At 70.9% G+C, this 12,117-nt stretch carries 12 protein-coding genes; 6 read left to right on the top strand and 6 right to left on the bottom strand.

Features of this window, described 5'->3' with window-relative positions:
* Positions 1–11: 11 nt before the first annotated feature.
* From H288_RS0116045 to H288_RS0116035, 3 genes are all read right to left on the bottom strand, one after another.
* Positions 12–338, bottom strand: a complete 327-nt coding sequence (locus H288_RS0116045) for a hypothetical protein (RefSeq protein WP_020093596.1) — start codon at positions 336–338, stop codon at positions 12–14.
* The gene (ptsN, locus tag H288_RS0116040; protein WP_020093595.1) at positions 338–805 is read right to left on the bottom strand and encodes a PTS IIA-like nitrogen regulatory protein PtsN; all 468 of its coding nucleotides are present in this window, start codon (positions 803–805) and stop codon (positions 338–340) included. The genes H288_RS0116045 and ptsN overlap by 1 nt, the downstream gene beginning before the upstream one ends.
* Before the next feature lie 144 nt (positions 806–949).
* Positions 950–1,543, bottom strand: coding sequence for an HPF/RaiA family ribosome-associated protein (locus H288_RS0116035; protein ID WP_026605000.1), 594 nt, complete (start codon positions 1,541–1,543; stop codon positions 950–952).
* A 167-nt stretch (positions 1,544–1,710) separates the two neighbouring features.
* On the opposite strand from H288_RS0116035, the gene H288_RS0116030 reads away from it, so the two are divergent.
* From H288_RS0116030 to H288_RS35655, 3 genes are all read left to right on the top strand, one after another.
* A complete protein-coding gene (locus H288_RS0116030; protein ID WP_020093593.1) occupies positions 1,711–3,279 on the top strand; it encodes a glucan biosynthesis protein D in 1,569 nt (522 codons plus the stop codon).
* A 52-nt stretch (positions 3,280–3,331) separates the two neighbouring features.
* On the top strand, positions 3,332–5,491 hold the full coding sequence (gene mdoH, locus H288_RS0116025) for a glucans biosynthesis glucosyltransferase MdoH (RefSeq protein ID WP_199778769.1): 2,160 nt from the start codon (positions 3,332–3,334) through the stop codon (positions 5,489–5,491).
* A 185-nt stretch (positions 5,492–5,676) separates the two neighbouring features.
* A complete protein-coding gene (locus H288_RS35655; protein WP_020093591.1) occupies positions 5,677–5,844 on the top strand; it encodes a hypothetical protein in 168 nt (55 codons plus the stop codon).
* A 23-nt stretch (positions 5,845–5,867) separates the two neighbouring features.
* On the opposite strand, the gene H288_RS35955 is transcribed toward H288_RS35655, so the two are convergent.
* A complete protein-coding gene (locus H288_RS35955; protein ID WP_020093590.1) occupies positions 5,868–6,068 on the bottom strand; it encodes a hypothetical protein in 201 nt (66 codons plus the stop codon).
* Between the two features lie 427 nt (positions 6,069–6,495).
* Here H288_RS35955 and H288_RS0116010 point away from each other — a divergent pair, with 427 nt between their 5' ends.
* The 3 genes from H288_RS0116010 (at position 6,496) to H288_RS0116000 (ending at position 10,528) form a co-directional block, all read left to right on the top strand.
* On the top strand, positions 6,496–6,738 hold the full coding sequence (locus H288_RS0116010; protein ID WP_020093589.1) for a hypothetical protein: 243 nt from the start codon (positions 6,496–6,498) through the stop codon (positions 6,736–6,738).
* A gap of 76 nt (positions 6,739–6,814) precedes the next feature.
* Positions 6,815–9,127, top strand: coding sequence for a Tex family protein (locus H288_RS0116005; RefSeq protein ID WP_020093588.1), 2,313 nt, complete (start codon positions 6,815–6,817; stop codon positions 9,125–9,127).
* Positions 9,128–9,316: 189 nt separating this feature from the next.
* Positions 9,317–10,528 carry a hypothetical protein gene (locus tag H288_RS0116000; RefSeq protein WP_020093587.1) on the top strand — a complete coding sequence of 404 codons (1,212 nt, stop codon included), beginning with the start codon at positions 9,317–9,319 and terminating at the stop codon, positions 10,526–10,528.
* Between the two features lie 54 nt (positions 10,529–10,582).
* Here H288_RS0116000 and H288_RS0115995 read toward each other — a convergent pair whose 3' ends face one another.
* Together H288_RS0115995 and H288_RS0115990 are read right to left on the bottom strand one after the other, a co-directional pair.
* Positions 10,583–11,380 (bottom strand): hypothetical protein, encoded by a 798-nt coding sequence (locus H288_RS0115995; RefSeq protein WP_020093586.1) that lies wholly within the window; start codon positions 11,378–11,380, stop codon positions 10,583–10,585.
* 49 nt (positions 11,381–11,429) lie between these two features.
* Complete coding sequence (locus tag H288_RS0115990; protein WP_020093585.1) at positions 11,430–11,999, bottom strand: glycosyltransferase; 570 nt, start codon at positions 11,997–11,999, stop codon at positions 11,430–11,432.
* Positions 12,000–12,117 lie beyond the last annotated feature (118 nt).

Below are 12,117 nucleotides of genomic sequence, written 5' to 3'. Positions count from 1 at the left end.
CACCCCCGCCCCTACAGCCCCTTGCAGCGGGCCTTGATCGCGGCCGAGAACTCGCGGTCCGACCCCTGGACCTGGGCGAGGCGCTCGCCGCGCTCCGAACCGGACAGGCAGCGACCGTAGACGCTCGCCACGCGGCGCATCGTCTCCACGTGGCGCCGCCAGACGCGGCAGTTCTTGGCGTCGTCCCCGTCCGCCTGCTCGAGCTGCTCGAGGGCCTGGCGCTGCATCGACTGCGCCACCAGGACGTCGCGCGCGCAGGTGGTCTCGCCCTGGGCGGCGGCGCCGGAGATGCCGGCCGCGAGGGTCAGGGCGGCGGCCGTTCGGAAGCTCTGGATCATCACGCGGCCTGCGGTGCCGTCGAGCGCGTCAGGAGCGCGTAGAGCGCGCCGGCGTCCCGGGCGGCGCGGATATGCGCGAGCATGCCCGGCTCGCGCAGGATGCGGGCGACCTGCGCGAGGGCCTTCAGGTGATCGGCGCCGGCGCCCTCGGGCGCGAGCAGCAGGAAGGCGATGTCCACGGGCTGCCCGTCGAGCGCCTCGAAGTCCACCGGCCGGTCGAAGCGCGCGAACAGCCCGAAGAGACGGTCGAGACCGGGCAGCTTGCCGTGCGGGATCGCCACGCCGTCGCCGATGCCGGTCGACCCGAGCCGCTCGCGCTGGAGCAGCGTGTCGAAGACGGGGCGCTCACCGAGGGCGGGCAGGCGCCGCGCAGCCTGCGCGGCGAGGTCTTGCAGCACCTGCTTCTTGGCGCGGGCGCGCAGGGCCGGCACGACCGAGTCGGGGTCGAGGAATTCCAGAACTGGCATCGAACGACCGTTGCCCCGTCGCCCGTTCGCGAGGAAGCGGGCCTCGTCGCAGGGGCATCGACGACCGTTCCGGCCGCGCCCCCACCAGATTCAATAAGCGGGGAAACCAGCCGGTTCCGGCTCCGTTCCTCCCGACCCGCGGCGTCACTCGGTGGCGTTCGGCGGGTCCACCCAGCCGATCGCTCCGTCGCTCCGCCGATATACGACGTTGACGCGGCCGGTGCCAGCGTGGACGAACACAACCACTGGGGATCCCGTCATGTCGAGGGCCGTCACCGCTTCGCCGATGGTGCGGCGCTGGAGGGTCTTGGTGCTCTCGGCGACGATCGGCGGGTGGGCGTCGCCCTCGGCGGCGTCGTCCTCCTCCACCTCCGGGGCGGCGAACACCGCGTAGGCGGCCTCGACTGCCGCGTCGTCCCCCGGGCCCGTCGCGTGCTGCTTCAGCTTGTGCTTGTAGCGCCGCAGACGGGTCTCCAGACGCTCCGCGGTCTGCTCGAAGCTCGACCGCGCGTCGTGCGCGAAGCCGTTGGCCTCGATCGTCAGGCCGGAGACGAGGTGCAGGACGCAATCCGTCCGGAAGGCTGTGCCGTCGCGCCGGAGCGTGACGTGGCCGTTGCAGGAATCGTGCATGTGCGAGTCGAGATACTTCGCCTGGATCGCCGACATCCGTTCCTCGACGCGGCCGCGCAGACTCTCGCCGAGATCCACGCCGTGGCCAGTCACTCGCAACGATCCCATGCTGCCTCCCCCGTTCCGATGCAGTCGGCCGAATTAGAGAGCCGGCTCGGGTTAAGTCAACGGAGCCCCTTGCGGTTCAAGCGCTTGCTTAACGCTGGGTTCAGCCGGCCTGTCCGTATACACGGGGCCTCCCGCACCTTGCCTTGCGACGTGAGACGACCGCCTGCATGATGATCGATCCCGGATTCTCCGCCACCGCGACACGCCGCGCCGTCCTGGGGGGCGCGCTCGGCGCTGCCGCGGGCCTGCTCCCGGCAGCCGCGCGGGCGGCCGACCCGGAGAAGGCCCCGCCCCTGCCCGGCGCCGGCGAGGCATTCGCGGCGGGCACGCTGACCGACCTCGCCCGCGCCCGGGCCGCCGCCCCCTACGCCGCCCCGAAGACCGGCGACGTGCCGACGGTTCTCAAGAACCTCTCCCGCGAGGCCTACGAGGCGATCCGTCCCGCGGAGGGCCGCGCGGTCTGGGCCGACCGGAATACCGGCTACGTCCTGGAGCCGCTGCTGCGCGGCTCGATCTTCGAGACGCCGGTGTCGCTATTCGTCGTGGAGAACGGCGTGGTGCAGCCGGTCGGGTACGACAAGTCCGCCATCGCGGCGCCGGGCCTCGACCTGCCCGACCTGACCGCCGACACCGCCTTCTCGGGCTTCCGCCTGCGCGCCCGGTTCGACGGTGCCGACGGGCTGTCGAACTTCGCCCTGTTCCAGGGCGCCTCGTTCTTCCGCCTCGTCGCCGAGGGCCAGGATTTCGGCATCAACGCCCGGGCGCTCGCCCTGCGGCCGGCGGATTCCCGCGGCGAGGAATTCCCGCTGTTCCGGGCCCTGTTCGTCGAGGCGCCGCGGGCGGGCCAGCCGGTCATCGTCCACGCCCTCGCGGAATCGGAATCGGCGACCGCGGCGTTCAAGATCACGCTGACGCCGGGCCGCGACGTCTCCACGGCGCAGATCGACGGGACGGTCTTCGCCCGCGCCGAACTCGACCATATCGGTCTCGGCGGCATGCAGGGCAGCTACCTGTTCGGGCCCCTCGACCGGAACCGCGTGGACGACCTGCGCGCCGCGGCCTTCTCGGTGGAGGGCCTGGCGATCCACAACGGCTACGGCGAGCCGATCTGGCGCCCGGTTCACAATCCCGAGGCGCTGCAGGTCTCGGCCTTCGTGGATCGCGGGCCCAAGGGCTTCGGCCTCATGCAGCGCGCCCGCGCCTACGACGATTTCGAGGACGACCGGCGCCACTGGGAGCAGCGACCGTCCCTCTGGCTGGAGCCCCTCGACGACTGGAACGAGGGCGCGGTCACGCTGCTGGAGATCCCGAGCGATTCCGAGCTCAACGAGAACGTGTTCGCCTACTGGCGGCCCAAGGCGAAGCTCGCGAAGGGCGCGGAGATGCGCTTCCAGTGCCGGCAGCACTGGTCCAAGGGCTGGCCGGACCCGCTGCCGCCGGAGATCGCCCGGGTGCGCGACAGCCGCTGCGGCCACGGCAGCACGGGGAACCGCCGCCTCTTCGCCGTCGATTTCGAGGGCGACGCGCTGTTCCAGCCCGGCGACATCGACGTCGACCTCGGCTCCTCGGCCGGGACGATCACGCGCCAGGAACGGTTTCGGTACCCCGATCGTAAGACGCTGCGGATCCTGTTCGAGCTCGATCCGGGGAGCGAGCGCGCGAGCGAGCTGCGTCTCGCGCTCCGGCGCGGCCAGGCCCGGGCCAGCGAAACCTGGCTGTTTCGCTGGACACCCTGAACCCCGACCCGATTGCTGAGGAACGGCCTCCCCCGTGCGACTGGACGAGACCATGATGTTGCCGCCAGCGACGGACGCCGGTTCCGGGCGCGAGACCGTGACCGACGGCGGCCGTTATCTGCCGCCCGAGGCACCCCTGTCGATGCCCGTCCAGGATCTGGCGCGCTGGGATCCGGGGCTCGGTCACCGGCCGGAGCGCCGGGTCCGGACGCCCTGGCCTGAGCGGGTCCTGGTGTTCGGCGGTGCCCTGGCGCTCACGGCCTTCGGCGGCTGGCAGATGGTGGAGACCGTGTCGGTCTCGGGCAGCCCGACCGCGCTCCAGCTCGTGCTGGTCGTCCTGTTCTGCCTGACCTTCTCGTGGATCGCGCTCGCCTTCACCAGCGCGGTGCTCGGCTTCGCGACGCTGCTGCGCCGGTCCCGGCCGGCGCCGAACCCGGCCGCGCTGCGCACGCGGACCGCGATCCTGATGCCCGTCTACAACGAGGCGACAGCCCGCACCTTCGCGGGCATCGAGGCCATGCGCGAGGCGGTCGAGGCGACCGGGCTGGGCGATCATTTCGACTGGTTCGTCCTGTCGGACTCCACCCAGCCCGATGCCTGGATCGCCGAGGAGCGGGCCTATCTCGACCTGCGCGGCCGGCTCGGCCCCGAGGCCCGGCTCTACTACCGGCACCGGCCGAAGAACCATCACCGCAAGGCCGGGAACATCGGCGATTTCGTCACCCGCTGGGGCGGGCGCTACGACCACATGCTCGTGCTGGACGCCGACAGCCTGATGAGCGGATCTGCCGTCGTGGCGCTCGCGGCCGCCATGGAGGCGGACCCGGACGCCGGGATCATCCAGACGCTGCCGCTGATCATCAACCGCAACACCCTGTTCGCCCGGCTCCAGCAATTCGCGGCCCGGATCTACGGCCCGGTGATCGCCGCCGGCCTCGCCGCGTGGTCGGGCCGGGACGGCAACTACTGGGGTCACAACGCGATCATCCGGACCCGCGCCTTCGCGGATTCCTGCGGCCTTCCGGACCTGCCCGGGAAACCGCCTTTCGGCGGACACATCCTATCCCACGACTTCGTCGAGGCGGCCCTGATCCGCCGGGCGGGCTGGGCGGTGTACATGCTCCATCGCCTGCCAGGCTCGTACGAGGAGAGCCCGCCCTCGCTGATCGACGTGGCGGTGCGCGACCGGCGCTGGGCGCAGGGCAATCTTCAGCACGCGCGGGTGATCGGCGCCGCCGGGCTGCATCCCGCGACGCGGCAGCACTTCGCCACCGGCATCGCCGGCTACCTCGCCTCACCGCTGTGGCTGCTGCAGCTGGTGGTCGGTATCCTGCTGGTGCTTCAGACGGCCACGGAGCGGCCGGACTATTTCGGCGGCGCCGGCTTCTCGCCGGTCTTCCCGCGCTTCGATCCGGTCCGCGCGCTCCAGCTGTTCGGCCTGACCATGGCGGTGCTGCTGGCACCCAAGTTCCTCGGCCTGATCCTGGCGCTGCTGGACGGCCCGGTGCGGCGCGCCTGCGGCGGCGCCGGACGGCTCGTCCTGTCGAGCCTCGTCGAGATCCTGCTATCCGCCCTGGTGGCGCCGGTGGCGATGGTGATCCAGTCGGGCTCCGTGATGGGCATCCTGCTCGGACGGGACACGGGATGGAACCCGCAGCGGCGGGACGACGGCTCGATCCCGCTGCGCGACATCGTCGTCCGCCATCGCTGGCACACGCTGCTGGGGCTGGTGGCGGGCGTCGCCGCCTTCGCGATCGCCACCTCGCTGTTCCTCTGGATGAGCCCGACGATCCTGGGTCTCGTACTGGCGATCCCGATCTCCTGGGCGAGCGGCCAGCTCGGGCTCGGCCTGGCGCTCAAGCGACGCCTGCTCCTCGCTACGCCGGAAGAGGCTACCCCGCCGGAGATCGCGGTCCGCGCCGCGTCCCTCGCGGCCCGCAACGCGGAGCACGGGTTCGACGAGACGGATGCCCTTGCGGCCCTACACGCCGATCCCGACCTCGCGCGTGACCACACGCGGATGCTGCCCCTCGGACAGCGGCGGCCCCGGGGCGCGATCGATCCGGACCAGACCCTGGCCACCGCCAAGATCTGCGAGGCCGAGACGGTGGCGGAGGCGCAGGCGTGGCTCTCGCCGAAAGAGCGGATGGCGCTCCTGCACGACCGGGCCCTGGTCGACCGTCTCGTCCGCCTCGACGGACGCGAACGGTGATCGCGGTCCGTCCGCCCGCTAAGTGACGGGTCGCGGCGCGCGCCCGAGATCGCTCAGCGCCGCTCGCGGAGACGTGTCGGTGCGGCCGGATCGCGAGGTCCACCGAGGCCGCCAGCCGGACCGAGACGTGAGAAGTGATTAACCATTCGGGTCCTAGATTCGCGCATCGTCATTCGGATCCGGTCATGACCCTCCTGTTCGTGTTCCTGCTCCTGCCGCTCGCGGTGGCCATCGTCCTGGCCCGCGGCGAGCCGATCCGCACCATCAGCTGCCTCGGCGCGATGGGCGTCGGCTGCGTCATCGCCGCCACGAGTCTCGTGAGCCTCGTGCGCCACCGGATCCGGACGACCTGACACCGAACCGGAGCAAGCTACCGTCAGAGGAACCCGACCTGACGCGGGCCGCCGCCCAGGCTGCGCCCCGCACGGGAGACGAGCTGAGAGAAGGCCAGGGCCGCCGCCGTGGCCTGGGCGCGGGACGGGAAGCTGCGTCGCGATTCGAGAACGGGCTCGTCAGTCTCGTTGACAAGAACCCAGGACCACAGCGACCGGCTACGCTCTCGTATCTCGAATTGCACGGGCGCCTCCCTGTCCGGGACATGCGGAGCGAAAGACTTGCATCCGCGGGTGACATCCGGATGACGTTGTTTCGCGACCGTCAAGGCGCGCCGGCCGCCGCGAACTTCCGCTGAAGACTAGTGTCTTCGCGGACGGAGCGCGATGAGATCGATGCTTCAGCATCGTGCCAGCTATCCATCGAGATCTGACCTGAACAATCGGGTGCGAAATCCGTGCCAGGATGAGCGGACAGCCGGCCAGCTATCCCCAGGAACTGCGCTGGCCCCGTGACAGTCGCCGCGGCATCCGCGCTGCCGACGCCGCGACGGTCCTGCGACGCGTGGACTTGACTGGATTGTCTGGATCTCGATGCTCTGACCCGTTGCGGGCGGGGTCGAGGGCATTCTGGCGGCAGCACCCGGTGGCGCTGCGAGGCGGATCGACGTGATGGCAGATCACAGCAGAGTCCCGAACGAACGGTCGCGCCGCCTTCTCGGCGATCTGGCCGAGACTCTCGGATGTTCGGTCGACGTCTTCTTCGATCCGGACCCGCAGGACGACCGTTCGATGACCGAAGAATTGCTGACCCTGTGGTTCTCGATCAAGGATCCCGATGCCCGGCACCGCATCCTGGATTGTGCCCGGGCCGTGAAGGCGGAGGCCGGGGCGGACGCGCAGCCGCGCCCCTGACCGGTGCCTTGTTTCCGACGGCTTGGCGCTCCACCCAGGCAGCCCGTCCGTCGCCGCGACTCCAGTCGGAGAACCCATGAAATCCGTGAACGCTCTGATCGCCGAGGAACTCGGTGTCGGGGAGGCGCAGGTCGCAGCCACCGTGGCGCTCCTCGACGGCGGCGCGACCGTGCCGTTCATCGCGCGCTACCGGAAGGAGAATACGGGCGGCCTCGACGACACGCAGCTGCGCAGGCTGGAGGAGCGCCTGTCCTACCTGCGCGATCTCAACGAGCGGCGCGCCGCGATCGTCGCGAGCATCACGGCCCAGGGCAAGATGTCCCCGCCCCTGGCGGCGGCCCTCGACGCCGCCGACACGAAGGCGCGGCTGGAGGACCTGTACCTGCCCTTCCGGCCTAAGCGGCGCTCGAAGGCGCAATCCGCCCGCGAAGCCGGCCTCGAACCGCTGGCCCAGGCCCTGCTGAGCCGTCCCGACCGCGCGCCCGAAGCGGTCGCGACCGCTTACGTGTCGGACGCGCGCGGCGTGCCGGACACCGAGGCCGCGCTGGAGGGCGCCCGCGCCATCCTGATCGAGCGCTTCGGCGAGGATGCCGACCTCGTGGGGCGCCTGCGGGCGGATTACTGGCGGACCGGCCAGCTCGTCTCGCAGGTGCGCAAGGGCAAGGCGAACGAGGGGGCGAAGTTCTTGGACTACTTCGACTGGAGCGAGCGGCTGGAGCGCATGCCCTCGCACCGGATCCTGGCGATCTTCCGCGGTGAGCGGGAAGAGGTGCTCGACGTCGGCTTCGCCGCGGAGGGGGAGGAGTCGGCGCCGGGCCTTCCCGGGCCCTTCGAGATGGCGATCTGCCGCCGCTTCGAGATCGCGGCGCGGGGGCGTCCCGGCGATGCCTGGCTCCTCGACACGGTGCGCACGGCCTGGCGAACGAAGATCCGGGCCGGGATCAAGCAGGACCTGCGCGGCCGGCTGTTCGAGCGGGCCGAGGACGAGGCCGTGTCGGTCTTCGCCGGGAACCTCAAGGACCTGCTCCTCGCCGCTCCGGCGGGCGGCCGGGCGACGATGGGGCTCGATCCGGGCTACCGGAACGGCGTGAAGGTCGCGGTAGCTGATCGGACCGGGCGGGTCGTCGCGGTGGAGACGACCTACCCGCACGAGCCGCAGCGGCGCTGGCGGGAGGCCGTCGCGACGCTCGGCCGGCTCTGCCGGCTGCACGGCGTGGAGCTTCTCGCTGTCGGCAACGGCACCGCGTCCCGCGAGACCGAGCGCCTCGCCGCGGAGATCATCGCGGCGAACCCGGACCTGCCGCTGGCGAAGGTCGTGGTCTCCGAGGCCGGCGCCTCGGTCTACTCGGCCTCCGAGATCGCCGCCAAGGAATTGCCCGACCTCGACGTGTCCCATCGCGGCGCCGCGTCGATCGCTCGGCGCCTCCAGGATCCCCTGGCGGAACTGGTCAAGATCGACCCCAAGTCGATCGGCGTCGGGCAGTACCAGCACGACGTGAGCGAGGCGAAGCTGTCGCGGTCGCTCTCGGCGGTGGTGGAGGACGCGGTCAACGCGGTCGGGGTGGACGTCAACACCGCCTCCCCGGCCCTGCTGGCGCAGGTCTCCGGCCTCGGCGGCGCGATGGCGGCGCGGATCGTCGCCCACCGCGACGCCCAGGGCCCGTTCCGCACGCGGGCGGCGCTCAAGAAGGTCCCGGGGCTCGGCCCGAAGACCTTCGAGCTGGCCGCCGGCTTCCTCCGCATCCAGGGCGGTGACGACCCGCTCGACGGGTCTGGCGTCCACCCGGAAGCCTATCCGGTGGTCCGCCGCATCCTCCAGGCGACGAAGAGCGATATCCACGTCCTGCTCGGCAACGCCGCCCTCCTCGGCCGCCTCGCGCCGGAGCCCTTCGTCGACGCGCGCTTCGGCCTGCCGACCGTGCGCGACATCATCGCCGAGCTCGAGAAGCCGGGGCGGGACCCGCGGCCGGAATTCAAGACGGCGCGCTTCCAGGAGGGCGTCGAGACAATCGGGGACCTGAAGCCCGGGATGCAGCTCGAGGGTGTCGTCACCAACGTCGCGGCCTTCGGGGCCTTCGTGGATATCGGCGTCCACCAGGACGGGCTCGTCCACATCTCCGCGATGGCCCGGCGGCGGATCGCGTCGCCCACCGAGGTCGTCCGGATCGGCGAGGTCGTCCGGGTGCTGGTCCTCAGCGTCGACGTCCCGCGCAAGCGCATCGCGCTGTCGCTGCGGCTAGACGATCCCGTCGAGCCGGGCCAGCAGACCCGGAGGACGGCCGAGCCGCGGCAGGACGCGCCGCGGAGCCGACCGAGCCCGGGTGAGGCCCCCGGCGGGGCGCTGGCCGACGCTCTCCGGCGCGCGGGCGCCGCGCCGCGGCGCGAGTGAGGCACGCCTGACGCGCGTGCACGGCCTCCGCGTCGCGGCCGGGACTGCCGCCGGTGAACCGAGAACATGGTTAGCGCTTCGTAAACCTCCGTGCGGTCAGAGTGCGTTCGTCGTGCCGCGGAGCGCGATTCGAAACACCTGATCGCGGTTCCGGGATCGCTGCGGCGACCCCACGGCTCGGAGGCTCTGATGCAAGCGCACGTTGCGGGGATCGACAACCCGAACCCGATGATCGGCCCGGCCCGCCTGATCCGGGCGGCCTTCGAGGGCGCCGACATGGCCGCCCTGGCCGCCGAGATCCTCGCCGAGGGCGGAGACTCCGCCCTCGACGCCGGGACGGCGCTGGACATGGCGACGATCCTGCTGCTGAAGCACCGCTTCACCGAGGGGCTCGCGCTCCAGAGAGAGGTGCTGGACGGACAGCGGGTCTTCTCGCTGCGCTCGAACCCGGATCAGGCGCGGATTCGCGTCCTCGTCCTGGTCACGGCCGGCGATCTCATGGCCAACACGCCGATCGACTTCCTGCTGAACGACGGCGATTTCGGCCTCACCTACCTCTATCTCCGCCCCGGCGAGCCGATCCCGCACGACCTGCCGGCGCACGACGTCATCGTCACGGGCATCGCCTACGCGCGGACCGCCGAGCCGCTCCTGGAAGCCCTCGCGGCGGCGGCGGACCAGTGGACGCGGCCGATCGTCAATCACCCGCGCCACGTCCTCAAGACGTCCCGCCACGGGATCGCGGACGCGCTCCGCGGGGCGGATGAGATCCTGGCGCCGGAGGTCGTCCGCGTGAGCCGCTCCATCCTGAGCGCCGCGGCGTCCCGCAGAGCCGAGGGACCGACATACCCGCTCCTCGTGCGCCCTCTGGACACGCACGCCGGCAACGACCTCCAGAAGATCGACCGGTCGGAGGACCTGCATCTCTACCTCGCGCAGACGGAGGCCGAGGCGTTCTACGTCACGCAGTTCTGCGATTACCGCGGTCCCGACGGCCTCTATCGGAAATTGCGCATCGTACTGATCGACGGTGTGCCCTACCTCTGCCACATGGCCATCCGCGATCACTGGATGATCCACTACCTCAACGCCGGCATGCTGGAGGATCCGGTGAAGCGGCAGGTCGAGGCCGCCGCCATGGCCACGTTCGACACCGACTTCGCCGAGCGCCACCGCGCCGCGTTCGCCGAGATCCACCGCAGGATCGGCCTCGATTACCTGATCATCGACTGCGCCGAGAGCGCGGACGGCCGTCTGCTGGTCTTCGAGGCCGATACCGGGATGGTCGTCCACGACATGGATTCGGCGGAGCTGTACCCCTACAAGGCCCCGCAGATGCGCCGGGTCTTCGCCGCGTTCCAGGACGCGCTGCGGGGGCGGGCTCGGGGGCGGACCGCCTAGGTCGGCCGCCTCGGGCAGGGGGGCTGCGGGCGTCGGGTGCTCCACCCGGCGCCTTCACCAGGGGATGCGACCGAAGCGGTCGACCAGCCGCTGGTACTCGGCGTTGCTCTCGGCCTTGGAGGTGCCGCCCGAGCCGACATCCGAGGTCCCGGAGCCCGGATGCACGAGGCGGCACACCAGCGGCAGGACGAAGCCGTGCCGCACGAGCTGCACGTTGGGGCCGCCGTTGCGCAGGACGTTGGCGAGCCACGGACGGACCTGGATCGCGTCCTGCAGCGTGACGGGCGCCGTCGCCTCGACGAGGTGGGCGCGGCGCAGGCCGGTCTCGGCGAGGCGGCCGAGCCACTCGTTGTCGTAGTGCCACTTCGCGGCCGGGCTGATCGCGCCGACCTGCGCGAAGGTCGTCCGCCGCATCAGCCAGCCCGACGGCGTCGCGAAGTCGTTGATCCGCACCACCTCGCCGGCCTCGTCGGTCTCGAGCTGCGTCGAGGAGACGAAATCGAAGCTCTCGAGGGCCCTCAGCGCGAAGCCCAGATAGGCCGGCAGCCAGTGATCGTCGTCCTCGAGGAAGCCGACGAGGTCCCAGCTGTCGTCGACGGCGGCAATGGCGGCGTTCAGCGCGGGGATCTGGCCCCTCTGCGGGCCGCGTGCGAAGGTGGTCTGCGGGTGCGCGGCGAGCCGCGCCGGGATCTCGATCCCGGGGTCGATCCCGACGAAGAAGTGGATCGTCGCCGGCCGGTCGAGCTCCTGGGCGTTGGCGCTCGCGATCGCGTGCTCCAAAAAGTACTGGCCGGCCTTTCCGGCCAGGGTCGAGGGTTTGAGCCTCGACGGCGTGATGATCGCGATCCTCATTCCCACGCCTCACCGTGTCGGGGGTCGCGCGCCGCGGCGCGGAACGCTGTCAGAGCTTGAAGGATTGCTCGCCGATATGGCCGAGCTCCTTGCTGAGATACGGATCGCACCAGATCCGGAAGCCGGCGGCGCGTGCGCGGTCGCTGAAGTCGAAGTCCTCGCCGATGTTCACGCCGGCTTCCTCGTCGACGCGGAAGCGGAAATAGGGCTTCTTCAGCTTCTCGAAGACCGTGGACTTGATCAGCAGGAAGCCGGTCGGGATCCGGGACATCTCCAGCAGACCCTTCGGCGCGTCGGCCGGCTGCTCCGGGAGGATGTCGCCCAGGAAGTGGAACGGGGCGGTGCGGCGGGAATAGGTCGCGCCGATGATGTCGACCTGCCTTACGAGGAGCTTGAGGAGTGCGTCCTTCGGGAAGGTCATGTCGCTGTCGATGAACAGGACGTACTCCGCCCCGTACTTCTGCGCGTATTCGAGGCCGAGGTTGCGGGCATCGGCGACGATCGACGACTTCCCGACGACGATCGACATCGGCATCTCGCCGAGCGAGTGCATCATCGATCCGAGGCTCACGGCGAAGTCCGCGTGGACCATGGTCCCGCAGGGGATCGCGATCGCCACATGGGGCAACTTCGGCGACGCTGAAGGGGTCGCGGCGCCAACATCACCAGACGCTTGAGCGATCACATCTGAGCTCCCTGCAAGGTGCGCCCCGTACCCGCCGCGCCGACCGAACCGG

The sequence above is a fragment of the Methylobacterium sp. 285MFTsu5.1 genome, assembly GCF_000383455.1.
Taxonomy (GTDB): domain Bacteria; phylum Pseudomonadota; class Alphaproteobacteria; order Rhizobiales; family Beijerinckiaceae; genus Methylobacterium.
Note: the sequence above shows the minus strand (reverse complement) of the source record. Positions and strands in the feature narration are given on the sequence as shown.